The organism is Actinosynnema sp. ALI-1.44, assembly GCF_001984155.1.
In the GTDB taxonomy this organism is placed as follows: domain Bacteria; phylum Actinomycetota; class Actinomycetes; order Mycobacteriales; family Pseudonocardiaceae; genus Kibdelosporangium.
On the sequence record NZ_MTQO01000031.1, the window covers coordinates 14,968 to 31,364 of the forward strand.

Annotated in this window: 14 protein-coding genes; 10 read left to right on the plus strand and 4 right to left on the minus strand. The window is 69.3% G+C overall.

The genetic code is table 11. The features are described 5' to 3' along the window. The first annotated feature begins 89 nt into the window (after positions 1-89). The 8 genes from ALI144C_RS05385 to ALI144C_RS05420 all read left to right on the plus strand — a co-directional run bounded on the left by ALI144C_RS05385 (position 90) and on the right by ALI144C_RS05420 (position 9,558). The gene (locus ALI144C_RS05385; protein WP_076985891.1) at positions 90-2,267 is read left to right on the plus strand and encodes a xanthine dehydrogenase family protein molybdopterin-binding subunit; all 2,178 of its coding nucleotides are present in this window, start codon (positions 90-92) and stop codon (positions 2,265-2,267) included. Positions 2,268-2,277: 10 nt separating this feature from the next. Further along, on the plus strand, positions 2,278-2,733 hold the full coding sequence (locus ALI144C_RS05390; protein ID WP_076985892.1) for a (2Fe-2S)-binding protein: 456 nt from the start codon (positions 2,278-2,280) through the stop codon (positions 2,731-2,733). A gap of 120 nt (positions 2,734-2,853) precedes the next feature. Continuing rightward, complete coding sequence (locus ALI144C_RS05395) at positions 2,854-3,501, plus strand: hypothetical protein (protein ID WP_076985893.1); 648 nt, start codon at positions 2,854-2,856, stop codon at positions 3,499-3,501. 41 nt (positions 3,502-3,542) lie between these two features. Beyond that, entirely contained in the window at positions 3,543-4,343 is an 801-nt protein-coding gene (locus ALI144C_RS05400; protein WP_076985987.1) for a PaaX family transcriptional regulator, read from the plus strand. A gap of 71 nt (positions 4,344-4,414) precedes the next feature. Beyond that, a complete protein-coding gene (locus ALI144C_RS05405) occupies positions 4,415-6,025 on the plus strand; it encodes a S8 family serine peptidase (protein ID WP_076985894.1) in 1,611 nt (536 codons plus the stop codon). A 29-nt stretch (positions 6,026-6,054) separates the two neighbouring features. Beyond that, complete coding sequence (locus ALI144C_RS05410; protein ID WP_237773995.1) at positions 6,055-6,606, plus strand: RNA polymerase sigma factor; 552 nt, start codon at positions 6,055-6,057, stop codon at positions 6,604-6,606. Further along, positions 6,603-7,070, plus strand: a complete 468-nt coding sequence (locus ALI144C_RS05415; RefSeq protein WP_076985895.1) for a hypothetical protein — start codon at positions 6,603-6,605, stop codon at positions 7,068-7,070. The genes ALI144C_RS05410 and ALI144C_RS05415 overlap by 4 nt, the downstream gene beginning before the upstream one ends. Before the next feature lie 22 nt (positions 7,071-7,092). Then, the gene (locus ALI144C_RS05420) at positions 7,093-9,558 is read left to right on the plus strand and encodes a CHAT domain-containing protein (RefSeq protein WP_237773996.1); all 2,466 of its coding nucleotides are present in this window, start codon (positions 7,093-7,095) and stop codon (positions 9,556-9,558) included. A gap of 3 nt (positions 9,559-9,561) precedes the next feature. Here the strand turns inward: ALI144C_RS05420 and ALI144C_RS05425 are convergent, their stop codons facing one another. Then, a complete protein-coding gene (locus ALI144C_RS05425) occupies positions 9,562-9,978 on the minus strand; it encodes a RidA family protein (RefSeq protein ID WP_076985897.1) in 417 nt (138 codons plus the stop codon). Further along, positions 9,975-10,745 carry an SDR family NAD(P)-dependent oxidoreductase gene (locus ALI144C_RS05430; protein ID WP_237773997.1) on the minus strand — a complete coding sequence of 257 codons (771 nt, stop codon included), beginning with the start codon at positions 10,743-10,745 and terminating at the stop codon, positions 9,975-9,977. The genes ALI144C_RS05425 and ALI144C_RS05430 overlap by 4 nt, the downstream gene beginning before the upstream one ends. A 96-nt stretch (positions 10,746-10,841) precedes the next feature. On the opposite strand from ALI144C_RS05430, the gene ALI144C_RS05435 reads away from it, so the two are divergent. Then, positions 10,842-13,160: a bifunctional salicylyl-CoA 5-hydroxylase/oxidoreductase gene (locus ALI144C_RS05435; RefSeq protein ID WP_076985898.1), complete on the plus strand. Its 2,319-nt coding sequence runs from the start codon at positions 10,842-10,844 to the stop codon at positions 13,158-13,160. After that, positions 13,157-14,293 (plus strand): acyl-CoA dehydrogenase family protein, encoded by a 1,137-nt coding sequence (locus tag ALI144C_RS05440; protein ID WP_076985899.1) that lies wholly within the window; start codon positions 13,157-13,159, stop codon positions 14,291-14,293. The genes ALI144C_RS05435 and ALI144C_RS05440 overlap by 4 nt, the downstream gene beginning before the upstream one ends. Here the strand turns inward: ALI144C_RS05440 and ALI144C_RS58340 are convergent. Next, positions 14,281-14,412 carry a hypothetical protein gene (locus ALI144C_RS58340; protein ID WP_269086653.1) on the minus strand — a complete coding sequence of 44 codons (132 nt, stop codon included), beginning with the start codon at positions 14,410-14,412 and terminating at the stop codon, positions 14,281-14,283. The two genes, ALI144C_RS05440 and ALI144C_RS58340, sit on opposite strands and share 13 nt — an antisense overlap. Next, entirely contained in the window at positions 14,375-16,387 is a 2,013-nt protein-coding gene (locus tag ALI144C_RS05445) for an MDR family MFS transporter (RefSeq protein WP_076985900.1), read from the minus strand. Before ALI144C_RS05445 ends, ALI144C_RS58340 begins: the two co-directional genes overlap by 38 nt. Positions 16,388-16,397 lie beyond the last annotated feature (10 nt).

Genomic DNA, 16,397 nt, shown 5'->3' on the forward strand with positions numbered 1-16,397 from the left:
TAAACGGGGCAACTCGGTTACGGAACGTTGAATACGGGCAGAACGCTCCTTATGGTGATGTCGGTTCCCCACCCCGGAAAGGGGCTCCGATGGCCACCCCCACCACCAGGCGCGGATTCCTCACCTTCCTTGTCGCCGCGCCGACCTTGACCCTCGCCACGGACATGTCCGCCGAAGCGGCGCTGCCGAGCCTGCCCGCGCCCGCGGACATCGTGGACCTCGGCGACGTCCTCATCCTCGCGGGCACGCCCACGTCGAACATGCTCGTCCTCGAGGTGACGCCGGAAGGCGCGGTGCACTTCCGACTGCCGCGCGCGGAGGTGGGCCAGGGCATCACCACGGCGGTGGCGATGCTGGTCGCCGAGGAGATGGACGTGCCCGTCGCCAACGTCCGCGTGTCACTCTCGGACGCGCGCCCGGAGCTGTTGTTCAACCAGTTGACCGGCGGCTCCAACACGATCCGCTCACTGTACGGGCCGGTCCGGCGCACGGCGGCGGCCGCACGCGCCCGGCTGGTCGCGGCGGCCGGCGAGGAGTGGAATCTCCGGACGGCCGAGCTGACCACGAAGAACGGCGCGGTACACGCACCGGACGGCCGGGAAATCTCGTTCGGCGAGCTCACGGCCACAGCGGCGCGCTCGACCGCGGCGGTCACCGCTGAGCCCAAACCCGAAGCACACCACCGGGTCGTCGGCACCGAACAGTCCAGAGTAGACGCTCGGGCGATGGTCACCGGGCAGCTAAAGTACACCATGGACCTCGACGTGCCCGGCGCGATGCCGACGGTCGTGCGCAGGCCGCCGACGATCAACGGCTCGGTGCGGACGGTGGACGACTCGGTGGCCAAGGCGATGCCCGGCGTGCTCGCGATCGCGGTGGTACCCACGGGTGTCGCGGTCATGGCGGAGACGTTCGGCCAGGCCATCGCCGCCAAGGACGCGCTCAGGGTGACGTGGAACAAGGGCACTGTCGACGACCTGTCCGACCCGGACATCAAGGCCAAGCTGCGCGCGGCGGCGTTGCCGTTCGTCGTCCCGCCGCTGCTGACGCGACACGTGGACGGCGAGTTCGACTTCGCGTTCGTCAGCCACGCGCCGATGGAGACCAACTCGGCGATCGCGGACGTGCGCGCGGACCGCGCGGAGATCTGGGCGGGCCTGAAGTCGCCGATCGTGGCCAAGCAGACCATCGCGGCCGCGCTCGGCCTGCCGCAGGACAAGGTCACCGTGCACGTCACCCAGGGCGGCGGTTCGTTCGGCCGCAGGCTGTTCTTCGACGCCGCGCTCGAAGCCGCACAGATCTCCAAGACCATGCGCAGGCCGGTCAAGCTGATGTGGACCCGCGTGGACGACATGCGGCACGGCCGGGCCCGTGCGGCGAGCCACCACAAGATCCGCGCCACTTTCGCGCTCGGCCGGGTGCTGACGTTCGAGCACCGCGTGGCGTCGGTGGAGACCGACTTCCGGCACGGCCTCGGCGAGATCCTCACCGCCACCGCCGCACACCTGCCGGTGGCGGGCAACCTCGGGTTCGCCGAGACGGTGTTCCTGACAACGGTGAAGGTCCCGTACGACTTCGGCGTGGTCACGCAGGTGCTCAACGAGGTCCCGCTGCGGATGCACACCGGCAGCTGGCGGTCGGTGTACTCGGCCAACACGCGGGGCGCCGAGGAGATCATGGTCGACGAGGTGGCCGCGAAACTCGGCAAGGACCCGGTCGCGTTCCGCCGGGAGTCGCTGAAATCCGACCGGCAACGCGCGGTGCTCGACAAGGTCGCGTCGGCGGGCGACTGGGGCCGGACCATGCCGAAGGGCTTCGCGCAGGGTGTCGCGTTCCACGACGAGTACAAGTCCTGCACGGCTTGTCTGGTCGAAGTGGACGCTCGCGATCCGGGGAAACCCAGGGTGGTCAAGGCGGTCATCGCGGTGGACGTCGGCAGGCCGATCAACCCGCTCGGAGTGCGGGCGCAGATGCTCGGCGGCCTGACCGACGCGATCTCCACGACCCTGCGCGCGGGCCTGCACATCGACAAGGGCCTGCCGCTGGAAGGCAGCTACTCCCAGTTCCACTACGCGCGGCAGAAGGATTCCCCGACACAGGTGGAGATCCACGTGATGCCCGCCAACGGCGAGCCCGGCGGCGCGGGTGAACTCGGTGTGCCCGCGGCGGTCGGCGCGATCGCCAACGCCTACGCGCGGGCGACCGGGATCAAACCCCGCAGCTTCCCGATCACCTTCCCGGTCGACTTCGACCCCTTCCCCCGCTAGGAGAACGACAGTGCCTACGTACACCTTCTCCGTCAACGGGAAGCCGGTCAGCATCGACGTGCCCGCGGACATGCCGCTGCTGTGGGTGTTGCGCGACAAGCTGGGCGTCAAGGGTCCGAAGTTCGGCTGCGGCATCGGCGTCTGCCGCGCCTGCACGAGCCACCTGGACGGCGACGAGATCCAGCCGTGTGTCGTCCCGGCCGCGCAGGCCGCGGGCAAGGAGGTCACCACGATCGAAGGCCTCGCCGACGGCGAGGACCTGCACCCGGTGCAGGAAGCGTGGCTGGAACAGGACGTGGCGCAGTGCGGGTACTGCCAGCCGGGTCAGATCATGGCGGCGGTGGCGTTGCTCAAGCGCACACCGAACCCGACCGACGCGGACATCGACAGGATCGAGAACGTCTGCCGGTGCGGTACGTACTTCCGGATCAGGCAGGCGATCCGGAAAGCCGCCCGAAAGATGTAACGCGTTGACCTGAACGGCGGTGTCAGGACGCAACGTCCTGGTGCCGGCGCTGCGGGCGTTGTCGATCTTCCCGGACACCGCGCACCTGCCACCGCCTGCCAGACCGGCATAATCGCGGACGTGGAGGACAGCACGTACCGGCAGGAGTGCGCGGCGTTGCGGGAGACGTGGGACAACGCCATCGCCGTCGCCGACGGGCCGTTGCCCGGTTCGGCGCTCGACCCGCTGGTCACGCCCCAGGGCTGGTGCGGGCACGTGCGGCTGGCCGACGGGCAGCGCGCGGCGACTGTGATCGACGCGGCAGACGTGATCGCCAAGGCGTTCGGCCTGCCGGACTCCTCGATCGTGGTGCGCACCATGCCGGAGCACCGCGAGGTGTTCATCTGGGGCTACAGCACCAAGTCCGGCGCGGACTACCACCTGGGCTGGCCGCACCCGGTGCTGGACGGCAGCGAGTTCATCGACATCAAACGGGAGAGCAAAGGCACCACGTTGCTCGACCTGGTGCAACTGACCACGTGGGCCCGTGCGTACAAGGAGAGCTACGGGGCGCTGCGTGCCGGGCGGGAGCAGGACGTGCAGCAGTTCGTCCGGCGGCTGGGCCGGTTGCGGGCGGGGATCATCGACATCCTGACGCGCGCGAAACCGCAGCAGATCCGGGAGTTGCTGCTGCGGGTCGGTCTGGACCGCGCGTCGCTGCCCAACGACCTGGCCGACGAGATCGGCTACCCGCGCGACCGCGACGCCACGATCCCCATCCCCCGATAACGATCCACAAAGGGCGTTATTGTCTATCCGTGACGGTCGCCATGGAATCAGCCCAGCCGCGGCACCTCATCGTCACGGTGTACGGCCTGTACGCGCGCGGCGAGGGCGGCTGGATGTCGGTGGCGCGCCTGATCAGCCTGATGGCGGATCTGGGCGTCGACCAGGCCGCGGTGCGGTCGTCGATCTCCCGGCTCAAGCGCAGGGGCATGCTGAGGCCCCGGCGCCAGGGCGGCGCGGCCGGTTACGAGCTGTCCGAGGAGGGCCTCGCCATCCTCAAGGAAGGCGACAGGCGGATCTTCAACCAGGACCGGGCCACCCTCGCCGACGGCTGGCTGCTCGCGGTGTTCTCCGTGCCCGAGTCCGAACGCAACAAGCGGCACACGTTGCGCACCCAGCTGACCCGTCTGGGGTTCGGCACGACCGCGCCTGGTGTGTGGATCGCGCCCGCGCACCTGTCCGGCGCGACCGAGGACATGCTGCGCCGCTTGGACTTGAACGGCTACGCGGACCTGTTCCACGGCCAGCACCTCGCGTTCGGCGACCTGGCCGAGAAGGTCCGCCGCTGGTGGGACCTCGACCAACTGGAACGGCTCTACGCCGAGTTCGTCGGAGCGCACGGCCCCGCCGAGGACGCCCCGGCCGACGATCAGGACGACCGGAGCGCGTTCGTGAAGTACGTGCGCCTGCTGACCGACTGGCGCAGGCTGCCGTACCTCGACCCGGGGCTGCCCGCCGAACTGTTGCCGGACAACTGGGTCGGCATCCGCGCGGCCGACCTCTTCTTCACTCTTCAGGCGCAATGGGCCCGACCTGCCGAAAGGCACGCCGTAACGTCTTCGTGACCCGAAGGGACGTATCTGGCACGCAGGTCAGGCGCACCTGTGGTACCAGAGCGATCCGAAGGGGAGAGCGAATGGTGGTCAAGTTCGTCCCGAAGCCGGCCGAGCAGTCCGGTGACGATGATCGAACCGCGGTGCCGGAAGTACCCCAGCAGCTGCTGGAACGGCACGGTGCCCGTGTGCTGCACCCGGCCAACGCCCTGGTCGCGGGCGGACCGTACCCGCCGCCGCGGTCCACTGTGTACCGCGCGGCCACGATGCTGGTGCCGAACGAACTGGCGCGGGACCCCAAGGTGGTGGCGGCCTTCAACGGCGTGCTGAGCGAACTCGGCGTCGAGATGGTCCCGCCGCGCCGCCAGGACAACCTCACCGAGCGGCTCGACCGGCTGCCGCGACCCGTGCCGATGCGCGTGACCGGTGAAGTGGGGAAACCGGCCCAGCTGGACTGCTGGCACGCGTTGCAACACCTGCGGGTGGCCGCGCTGAACGGCAAACTGCCCAAGGACCTTGTGGACCAGCTGTCAGTCGACCACCTGCTGGTCGGCACTGTCGACATCGGAGGAACGCCGTGGGAGGCCAGCGGGGCCGGCGGCGCGCCGTGGGAAGCCAGCGGCACCCCGGGCTCCGGCTACGCGCGTGGCGGTACCACCGGCCGTATCCCGGTGGCGCTGGCCGCTCCCGCACCGCCGCGCGGCACGTTGGACCGCAGACCCGTCGTCGCCGTTGTGGACAGTGGGATCGGCCCGCACCCGTGGTTCGACCTGCCCGACCGCACGGCACCGCCGCCGGCGGGCGGTTTCCTGAGCGTCTTCCCCGAACTGCAGGAAGCGATCAGAAAACAGGGTGAGGAAGCCGCGCTGACGACGACAACGCAGGTCCTGCTCGACTACTGGGACGCGCCGGTGACCGACAACCCGCTGATCGGCATGCTCGACCGCGACACCGGGCACGGCACGTTCATCGCCGGGATCGTCCGGCAAAGCGCCCCGGAGGCCAACGTCCTGGCCATCCGCGTGCTGCACAGCGACGGCGTCGCGTACGAGAGCGACGTCCTGCTAGCGTTGTGGGGACTGATCCTGCGGGTGCAGGACGCGCAGGAGCACGACCCGGAGCGGATGGTCGACGTGGTGTCGTTGTCACTCGGATATTTCGACGAGGCCGGGTCGACGAGCACGTTCACCGGGCAGATCGCCGAAGCCATCGACAAGTTGCGCGAACTGGGCGTGCTGGTGGTCGCCGCCGCGGGCAACGACGCGACCAGCAGGCGGTTCTACCCCGCGGCGCTCGCCGAACGCCCGAGCAACCCCGACATCGCGCCGCAGGTGGTCAGCGTCGGCGCGTTGAACCCGAGCACGACCCGGGCCCTGTTCAGCAACGAGGCGCCGTGGGTCAGGGCATGGGCGACCGGTGCGGGCGTGGTGAGCACGTTCCCGACCGACGTGCAGGGCGCGATCAGCGCGAACCTGATGCCCGCGACCGGCCGGGGCGCACTGGACTCCGACGACTTCCGGGCCGGGTTCGCGGTCTGGGACGGCACGTCGTTCGCGGCACCGCTGGCCGCGGCGGAGATCACCGCCGCGATGATCAGGTGCTCGGCGGAGGACCCTGGGCTGGCGCTCAAGGGCGTGGACCGGAAGGTGGCGGTCAAACGGGCGTGGGCGGCGCTGACGAAAGCCGGCGGATGATGCCGGAAACCTCGTTACACCACGCCAGAATGGCGGATCTGCTCGAAGCGGCGCGCGACGGCGACCACAGCAGCCTGGCCGGCCTGGTCGACGAGCTGACCCCGCTGCTGTGGCAGGTGGCCCGCGCGCAGGGCCTCGACCGGGACACCAGCAGCGACATCGTCCAGACGGCGTGGCTGAAGCTGCTCGGCGCGCTCGACCAGATCCGCAGCCCGATGGCGTTGACCAGCTGGCTGGTGACCGTGACCCGGCGGGAGGCGTGGCGCGTGCGCAACGCCTCCCGGATGGAGCTGCCTGCCAAGGACGTGCTGTTCGCCGAGTTGCCGGACCACGGCCCGACGCCCGAGGAGCGCCGGGTCGAGGTCGAACGCACCCGTCAGCTGTGGCGCGCTGTCAGCACGTTGTCGGACCGCTGCCAGCGGCTGCTGCGGATCATCGCGTTCACCCGCAGGCCCGACTACGACACCGTCAGCGCGGCACTCGACATGCCCCGCGGCAGCATCGGCCCCACCCGGGGCCGGTGCCTGGCCAAGCTGCGCGACGCGCTGTCCGCCGATTTCGCCGAAGAGAGCTGGCAATGACCTCACCGGATGAGCCCCTCGACGAGCTGGACCACATGATCCTGGCCGGTGTCGGCGACATGTGGCGCCAGGCCGACCCGGTTCCCGGCGACCTGCTCGACCGGATCAAGTTCGCGATCGACCTCGAGAACGTCGACCTCGAGGTGATGCGGCTGACCGAGATGGCACAACCGGCCGCGGCCCGCGGCGACGAACAGTCCAGGCTGATCACGTTCGACAGCGAGACAGTCACGATCATGGTCAGCATCAGGCAGAACCCGGACGGCACGATCCGCGTGGACGGCTGGCTGACGCCCGCGGGCAGGCACCCGATCGAACTGCGCACGGCCAGCGGCACGGCCACGACGGTGTCCGATGAGGATGGACGGTTCGTCCTCGACCCGGTGTGCTCGGGCCTGGTCCAGCTGATCGTCCGGCCGTCCGGCACCACCCGGACGGTCACCACACCGTCGATCTCCTTGTAGATCCACGTCCATACTGGGGTGCGTGACGCGGCTTGACCGGGTAAGCGCCCTGCATCAGCGTGGCCTCAACGCGCTCAACCGCGGGCGGCCGTTGCTGGCGGTGACGGCGTTCCGGGACGGGCTGCGGATCGCGCCGGACGACGTGCGGCTGCTCAACAGCCTGGCCGCGGCCGAGGCCGCGCTCGGCAACACCGAGCAGGGGTTCCTGCTGCTCGACCGGGCCGACGCGCTGGCCACTCCTGCGACCAAGGGCCTGTTGCTTCAGCAGCGGGGCCTGTTGTTGATGCTGGTCGGCCGGATGGACGACGCGCTGGGCTGTCTCGACCGGGCGATCGGGGTGCTCCGCGGCGACCCGACCGTGCTCGCGCGCACCTTGCTCAACCGTGCCTTGTTGCACCAGACCGCGGGCCGAGTCGGTGCGGCGCTGGCTGATCTGGAGCGCTGCGAACGCCTCGCCCGGGACCTCGGTCTCGACCGGCTGGTCGCCAAGGCGATCCACGGCCGTGGCTCGTGCCAGCTGCTGGCCGGGAACATCCCCGCCGCGCTGCGCCACTTCGACCGGGCACGGGTGGTGTACGAGTCGCATGCGGACGGGATGCTGCCGGTGGTCGCGGTGGAACGGGCGCGGGCGTTGCTGGCCGCGGGACTGCACAGCGACGCGGCGACCGAACTGGACTTCGCGCTGGACCGCTTCCCCCGCACCCGGATGGACCAGGAACACGCCGAGGCCCAGCTCACCAGGGCACAGGTCGCGCTCGCGGCCGGTGACCTGAGAACGGCCAAGACGTGGGCCAGCCGCGCGGAGACGCGGTTTCGAAGGAGGGGCAACGAGGCCTGGGCCGCGGTGGCGGCGGCGACCAGGGTGCGGGCGGAGTTCCAGGGCGGCAGGCAGTTGGGCGCCGTCGGGACGCGGGCGGCCACCCTGGCGGCGCGACTGGCCGAACTGGGGTTGGACAACGACGCCGAGGCCGCCGACCTGGTGGCCGCGCGGGCCTATCTCGCGCGCGGCCGTGTCGATGAGGCACTCCAGCACATCCGGCCCCGCAGCGGCCCGAAGTCGTTGCTGGAGACGAAGTTGACGCGCCGGCTGGCGTTGGCCGAGCTCGGCGCGGCCACGGGGGACAGCCGGGCCGTCTTCACCCACGCGCGAGCAGGCTTGGCACTGCTGCGCGACCACCGTGGTCGCGCGGGCAGCCTGGACCTGCGCACGAGTACGACTTCGCTGGGGCGTGAGCTGGCGCGGACCGGATTGGCCGCCGCGTTGGCGAACGGTTCCCCCGCGGTGGTTTTCGGCTGGTTGGAACGGTCACGGGCGCAGGCGTTCCGGTTCCAGCAGGTGCGTCCGCCCGACGACGACAGCACCATCGACGCGGTCGCCGAACTGCGCCAGCTGGCCCACCAGGTCCGGGCGGCGGAACTGGCCGGCACCCCGGACGCCGACGCCCGCCGCCGGTGCGCCCACCTGGAGCGTGCGATCCGAGCACGCGGCTGGCACGCCGAAGGCACCGGGGAACATTCCGCCGACGCGACGTTCAGCGAGGTGCGAGCCGCGTTGGGCGGCACGACCATGGTCAGTTACGCGTCCGACGACGACAGGCTCTGGGCGCTGGTGATCACGTCCGCACGGGCCCGGCTGGTCCCCTTGGGTTCGCTGGCAACGGTTTCCGAGTCGCTGGCCAAGCTGCACAGCGACTTGGACGCGTCATGCGGACGGCAGTTGCCCGCCGCGCTCGACCGCGTGATCAAGGCGTCGATCCAGCGCAGGCTCGCGGCGCTGACCGACGACCTGGTCCGGCCGGTCCGGCCGTTGCTCGGCGACTCCGACGTGGTGATCGTCCCGACCAGTGCGTTGTCCGCCGTGCCCTGGGGTTTGCTGCCGGACATGGCTGGGCGCCCGGTGACGGTGTCGCCGAGCGCGTCGACGTGGTTGTCCGGTCGCGGCGCCGAACTGGCGCAGCCGTCGCGGTGGTTGCTCGTGGCCGGGCCGGATCTGGCGCACGCCAACGACGAAGTGCTGCAGCTGGCCAAGATCTACGGCGACGGGGCCGTCCTGCTCGGCCCGGACGCCACCGTCGAGGCCGCACTGCGCGCGTTGGACGGGTGCACCACCGCCCATTTCGCGGCACACGGCCACCACGAGCGGGAAAACGTGCTGTTCTCCCGGCTGGACCTGACCGACGGGCCGCTGATGGCCTACGACATCCACCAGCTCCGGTCGGCTCCCGCGCACGTGGTGCTGTCGTCGTGTGACGTGGGGCAGACCGTGGTCCGCGACGGTGACGAGATCCTGGGTTTCACAGCGGCGTTGTTGTACAGCGGAACCAAGACAGTGGTGTCCAGTGTGGCATCGGTCGACGACGACGCGGCCGTGGACGTGATGGCCGCGTACCACCGAGGTTTGGTGCAGGGGCGCCGACCGGCCCGTGCGCTGGCCGACGCGACGCTCACCCAGCCGCTGATGCCGTTCGTCTGCTTCGGCTCGTCCTAGCACTCACGAGGATGGTTTGGGGATCGCGGCGTGGCCCTGGACTTCGACGAGTGCTTCGACGTCCCAGAGCCGGTTGACGCCGATTCCCGCCATCGCCGGGTACTCGGTGCCGACCAGGTCGCGCCAGACCGCGCCGATCTTGCGGGCGTTGGCCTTGTAGTCGTCCATGTCGACGATGTAGATCGTGACGCTGACCAGGTCTTCCGGCTGTCCGCCCGCGGCGCGCAACGCGGTCAGCAGGTTGCCGAGGGCCTGCTCGAACTGCTCGACGACGCCGTCACCGACGATCTTGTTGTCCCGGTCGAGCGCGGTCTGCCCGGCCAGGAACACGATGCGCTCGCATCTGGCGGGATCGACCGCGACGGCGTGCGCGAAACCGGACGGTTTGCCCAGCTCCGGTGGGTTGACCCGCTCGCTCATGAGTGCACTGCTCCCCCGTCGACGTTGATCGCCTGGCCGGTGATGGCCGCACTGGCCACGCAGAGGTCCACCGCGTCGGCCACCTCGTCCGCGGTGATCAGCCGGTTGATCGGCTGCTTGCGCTCGAGCTCGGCCCGGATGTCCCCCGGTGGTTTGCCGGTCCGTTCGGAGATCCGCTCGACCCAGCCGTCGGTCATCGGCGTGTCCACGTAGCCGGGGCAGACCGCGTTGACGGTCACGCCGGTCCTGGCCAGTTCGGCGGCCGCGGCCCGGACCAGGCCGATCACCCCGTGCTTGCTGGCGGTGTACGCGGCGAGGTTGGGCTCACCGATCCGGCCCGCGATCGACGCGATGACCACGATCCGGCCCCACTTGTTCGCGGTCATCGCCGGGATCGCCCGGCGCATCGCCCGGAAGGGCGCGGTGAGGTTGAGGTCCAACTGGCCGAGCCACTCCTCGTCGGTGACTTTCACGATCGGCTTCGCCACCGCCGCGCCCGCGTTGAGGACGAGGACTTCCACCGACCCCCACGTCTCTTCTACCGTCGAGAAGACGGTCCGCATGGCGACGGGGTCGGTCGCGTCGGCGGGCAGGCACAGCGATGGCCCCGGCAGCTTCCCGGCCACGTCAGCGAGCTGGTCCGCACCGCGGGCGGTGAGTGCGACGCGGTGCCCGGCGGCCGACAGCCTGCCCGCGATCACGCTCCCCATCCCCCGGCTGGCGCCCGTGACCAGGCAGTTCCTGATGGTTGCAGAGCCAGTCGTCACCGGGCCAGCGTGCCAAATGTTCGTAACGGTCGTCAACAGGACGCAATATGTTGTATCGTTGACGGTCGTAAGACGCACGACAGAAGAGGTGGGCGCGTGCGAATCGCGGTAGCGGGCGGCGGCCCCGGCGGGCTCTACTTCGCCGCGTTGACCAAGGCCATCGACCCTGGCCACGAGATCACCGTCTGGGAGCGCAACGCCCCGGACGACACGTTCGGCTTCGGCGTGGTGTTCTCCGACGAGACCCTCGGCGGCATCGAACACGCCGACACGGCCGTCTTCGCCGCGATGAGCGAGGAGTTCGCGCGGTGGGACGACATCGACGTGCACTTCCGCGGCACCACGTTCACGTCGGGCGGGCACGGCTTCGCCGCGATGAGCAGGCGCCGGTTGCTCGACATCCTGCAGCAGCGGTGTCTTGAGCTCGGCGTGACGATCCACTTCCGGACCGAAGCACCCGACCTGACCGGCTACGACCTAGTGGTCGCCTCGGACGGTGCCAACTCCGCGACCCGCGCGCAGCACGCGGACGTCTTCAAGCCGAAGGTGGAGACGCGACGCTGCAAGTACATCTGGCTCGGCACGGACCTGGTGTTCGACGCGTTCAAGTTCCACATCCTCGACACACCGGCCGGGATCATGCAGGTGCACGGCTATCCCTACAGCCGCGACGCCAGCACGTTCATCCTGGAGATGCACGACGACGTGTGGGAGCGCGCGGGCTTCGAGGCCGCGCCGGGGCTCAGGCCGGGCGAGAACGACGAGGTCTCGATCGAGAAGATCCGCGCGCTGTGCGCCGACGTCCTCGACGGGCACTCGGTCGTCGGGAACAATTCCAAGTGGACGAACTTCGCCACCGTCCGCTGCGCCACCTGGCAGCACGGGAACACCGTGCTGATCGGCGACGCGGCGCACACCGCGCACTTCTCCATCGGCTCGGGAACCAAGCTCGCCATGGAGGACGCGCTCGCGCTGGCGGCCTGCCTGCACGAGCAGCCGGACGTGCCGTCGGCGCTGGCGGCCTACGAGCAGGAGCGGCGCCCGGTTGTCACCTCGACACAGCGCGCCGCGCAGGCCAGCCTTGAGTGGTTCGAGAACATCGGCCAGTACGCCGACCAGGAACCGCACCAGTTCGCGTTCAACATCGTCACCCGCAGCCGCCGGGTCACGTACGACAACCTCCGGTTGCGCGACCCCGAGTTCGTGGCGGACCTGGACACCTGGTTCGCCCGTGACTTCGACGCGGTCCGGCCGCCGATGTTCCAGCCGTTCCGGATCGGAGACCTGGAGCTGGCGAACCGCGTTGTCGTGTCCCCGATGGACATGTACAGCGCCACCGACGGCGTACCGGGCGATTTCCACCTGGTGCACCTCGGCAGCAAGGCGCTCGGCGGTGCCGGGCTGGTGATGACCGAGATGGTGTGCGTGTCCGACACGGGCCGGATCACGCCGGGCTGCACGGGGATGTACCGGCCGGAGCACGAGGAATCATGGAAACGCGTGGTCGACTTCGTGCACGCCCGCTCGTCGGCGAAGATCGGCATCCAACTCGGCCACTCGGGTCGCAAGGGCTCGACGAAGCTGATGTGGGAAGGCATCGACGAGCCGCTGCCCGACGGCAACTGGGAGGTCTGCGGCCCGTCGGCGATCCCGTACGCGGCGGCCAACCAGGTCCCACGGGAACTGGCGCTCGACGAGATGGCGGAGATCAAGGCGCAGTTCGTGGCCTCGGCTCGGTCGGCTGGTCGCGCCGGGTTCGATCTGCTCGAACTGCACTGCGCACACGGCTACCTGCTGTCGTCGTTCCTGTCGCCGTTGACCAACAAGCGTACCGACGCGTACGGCGGCAGCTTGGAGAACCGCCTGCGCTACCCGCTTGAGGTGTTCGACGCGATCCGTGACGTGTGGACCGGCGCGATGACCGTCCGCATCTCCGCGACCGACTGGCACGACGGCGGAATCGACTCGGACGACGCCGTGGCCGTCGCACGGGCGTTCGCCGAGCACGGTGTGGACGGTGTCGACGTGTCGACCGGTCAGGTGGTGAGCACGGAGAAACCCGCGTACGGCCGCAGCTACCAGACGCCGTACGCCGACCGGATCCGCAACGAGGTCGGCCGGAAGTACGGGGTGGCCGTGATCGCCGTCGGCGCGATCTCGTCGTACGACGACGTGAATTCGATCATCCTGGCCGGCCGGGCGGACCTGTGCGCGCTGGGCCGGACCCACCTCTACGATCCGCACTGGACACTGCACGCCGCCGCGGACCAGGACTACACCGGTGTCCAGTGGCCGAAGCCGTTCGCGGCGGGCAGCCGCAAGCCACGAGCGGGCCGCACCGACGACCCGAAACCCCGCCTGGACCTGATCCGGTCCGGCGAACCCGGCACCGCGCACGCGCGTTGGAGGGGATGACGATGCTGACCGCCGAGCAACGGGAGTTCGCCGACGAGGTCAAGGCGTTGGCGGCCGACTGGCTCGTCCCCCTGGCGGAAGCCGGTACACCGGGGGCGGTGAACCGGGAACTGGTGAAGGCACTCGGTGAACTCGGCCTGCTCGCCCGGCTGTTCCCGGGAGTCGAGTCGGGTAAGCCCGCTCGCGATGCGGCGGCTCTGGACTTGTGCCTGCTTCGTGAGGCGCTGGCGACTCAGTGCACTGAAGCCGAGACAGCGTTGGCTTTGCAGGGCCTGGGAACTTATCCACTCTTGCAGTCCGGTCAGGACAGTCAGGTCGGACGGTGGCTTCCCGCGGTCGCTTCCGGTGACGCGGTCGCCGCTTTCGCGTTGACCGAGCCTGAAGCTGGTTCGGACGCGGCAGCGTTGCGGTTGACGGCGGTGCCTGACGGCTCAGGTTGGCGGTTGTCCGGTGAGAAGATCTGGATCTCCAACGCTCCGGAAGCCGACTTCTACACTGTGTTCGCTCGGACCGCGGAGACAGGGGCGCGCGGGGTCAGTGCTTTCGTCGTGCCTGGGGATCGCGCCGGGCTTTCGGGTGAACACCTGGACATGGTCAGCCCGCATCCCATCGGGCACCTGACGTTCGACGGCGTCGCGGTACACCGTGACGAGCTTTTGGGCGAGGAGAACAAAGGTTTCCGCGTGGCTATGCGCACGCTGGACCTGTTTCGGCCGAGTGTCGGCGCTTTCGCGGTCGGGATGGCTCAGGCTGCTTTGGACGCGGCGGTTGCGCATGCCGACAGCCGGGTCGCTTTCGGTGGGCCGTTGCGAGAACAGCAAACCGTCGCTCATACATTGGCTGAGATGGCCACTCGTACCGAGGCGGCGCGGTTGCTGGTGTATTCGGCGGCTCAGGCCTACGACTCCGGCGCGGATCGGATCGCCGGGCGTTCGGCGATGGCGAAGCTGTTCGCGACCGAGACCGCGCAGTACGTCGTCGACGCGTCGGTGCAGATCCACGGTGCCCGCGCCCTGCAGCGCGGACACCTGCTGGAACACCTCTACCGCGAGGTCCGCGCGCCACGGATCTACGAGGGCGCATCGGAGATCCAGCGGACGATCATCGCGCGGGACCTGTATCAGCCCCGATAGGACTCGGCGATCCGAGCGACCGCGCCGGGTGTGGTCGCGGTGTCCAGGACAGTGAGCGCGGCAGCGAGAATCCGCTGCTGGTCATACTCGGGCCGCGTGCCGTCCTCCTGCCAGGTCACGGCTGCTCGCGATGAGCTTCTCTGCCATTTCGTTGACGGCTACGGCGAACTTCTCGTCGCCGTCCTCGTGCCAGTCCGCCAGTCTGCTCAACAACCAGGCACGGGCAGCGCCGATCAGTTGTCCGAACGCCTCGGTTCCCGCTGGTGTGAACCGGTAGTGGCCCTCCGCCTCTGTCACGTATCCGACCTCCACCAGTTGGCGGGCAACGGGTTGGAAGATCCCCGCGGGTACCTTCGTGTAGTCGGCTATCTCCTGCAGGGTTGCGTCACCGTCGTCGACGCTGTGCTTGAAGATCCTCACGAGCATCCATGCCTGTGCGTAGTTCAACGGCACTCCCGATGCCGCGAGCATCTCCGGGCGGGGGTCGTGGTCCTGTTTGCTCACCACGACCGCGATCAGCTTTTCCAGTTCCGCGTTGGAGTCGCTGGTTGCCGGTGGCGCGAAGCTTTCGCCCACTCCGCTGTTTCCCGACGCGACCACTCGTGCGGTGTCCCGTAGTGGTACTTCCTTCAGCAACAGGGCCACTACGAACGCGAGGAGGCCGACTGGGGCCGCTGCCAGGAACATCGTCTGCAGGGTGTCCACATAGGCTTGGATCACCGGCCCTTTCACCGCTTCCGGGAGGGCGTGCACTCCGTTCACGTTCACCACCACTCGTGGGTCGAGTCCTGGAGGGGTTACCGGGGTCAGGTGTTTCGGCAGTTGGTTGGCGTAGATCGTGCCGAAGATCGCCACGCCGAAGGAGCTTCCCAGTGTTCGTAGGAAGCTCACGCCTGAGGTTGCCACGCCGAGGTCCGCGTAGTCGCTTGTGCTTTGTACGACGACTGTCGGTACCGGCATCACCAGGCCAACGCCCAGGCCCAGGACGAGCATGTAACCGGAGACCGTCCAGAACGACGTGGTCGCCTCCATCAGCGACAACAGCACCAACCCGCCGGAGATCAGCAGGGACCCGAACACCGGGAACAGCTTGTAGCGCCCCGTCTTGCTGATCACCTGCCCTGTCACCATCGCCGCCACCAGCAGCCCGCAGACCAGCGGCAGCATCCGCAGACCCGAGCCGGTCGCGGACTGGCCCTGGACGTACTGCAGGTATGTCGGCAGGTACGTCACCCCGCCCAGCATCGCGAAGCCCACGATGAAGCTGAGCACACTGGACACGGTGAACACCGGGTCGCGGAACAGCCGCATCGGCAGCATCGGCTCCGCCGCCCGCGTCTCCACCACCACGAAGAGCACCAGTGCGACGACCGAGCCCACCGCCATCCAGATGATCGTCGGCGAACCCCACGGATACTCCGTCCCGCCCCAGCTGGTCACCAGGGTCAGCCCGGACGCCGCCAGGCCGATCAGCAGGATCCCCAGGTAGTCGATGCTCGGCCGCAGCGCCGCCTTGACCGCCGGCATCGACACGACCGCCACGACCAGCACCAACACACCGAGCGGCAGGTTGATGTAGAACGCCCACCGCCAGCTCAGGTGGTCGACGAACAACCCGCCGAGCAACGGCCCGACCACGGTGGACACGCCGAACACCGACGCCAGCGCACCCTGGTACTTGCCGCGTTCACTCAGCGGCACCACGTCGGCGATCACCGCGGTCGCCGTCACCAGCAGGCCACCCGCGCCGAGGCCCTGCACCGCCCGTGACGCGATCAGCCAGGTCATCGAGTCGGCCCACCCGGCGAAGAACGAACCGATCATGAACAGCACGACGCTGGCCAGGAACATCCGTTTGCGGCCGTAGAGGTCACCGAACTTGCCGACGAGGGCCGTCATGATCGTCTCGGCCAGCAGGTACGCCGTCACCACCCAGGACAGGTGGTTCCCGCCACCCAGGTCCCCGACGATCGTCGGCAACGCCGTGGCCACGATCGTCTGGTCGAGCGACGCCAGCAGCATCCCGAGCATGATGGCCGCGACGATCGCGTTGCGCGCCCCGCGGCCGACGGTCGCGGCCTCAGCCTCTGCCATCCCGGCCTCC

Bases quoted from the DNA above. Each gene is read 5' to 3' on its own strand.
- ALI144C_RS05385 (WP_076985891.1), top strand. From the start codon at position 90: ATGGCCACCCCCACCACCAGGCGCGGATTCCTCACCTTCCTTGTCGCC.
- ALI144C_RS05400 (WP_076985987.1), top strand. From the start codon at position 3,543: ATGGAATCAGCCCAGCCGCGGCACCTCATCGTCACGGTGTACGGCCTG.
- ALI144C_RS05405 (WP_076985894.1), top strand. From the start codon at position 4,415: ATGGTGGTCAAGTTCGTCCCGAAGCCGGCCGAGCAGTCCGGTGACGAT.
- ALI144C_RS05410 (WP_237773995.1), top strand. From the start codon at position 6,055: ATGGCGGATCTGCTCGAAGCGGCGCGCGACGGCGACCACAGCAGCCTG.
- ALI144C_RS05415 (WP_076985895.1), top strand. From the start codon at position 6,603: ATGACCTCACCGGATGAGCCCCTCGACGAGCTGGACCACATGATCCTG.
- ALI144C_RS05425 (WP_076985897.1), bottom strand. From the start codon at position 9,978: ATGAGCGAGCGGGTCAACCCACCGGAGCTGGGCAAACCGTCCGGTTTC.
- ALI144C_RS05440 (WP_076985899.1), top strand. From the start codon at position 13,157: ATGACGATGCTGACCGCCGAGCAACGGGAGTTCGCCGACGAGGTCAAG.
- ALI144C_RS05445 (WP_076985900.1), bottom strand. From the start codon at position 16,387: ATGGCAGAGGCTGAGGCCGCGACCGTCGGCCGCGGGGCGCGCAACGCG.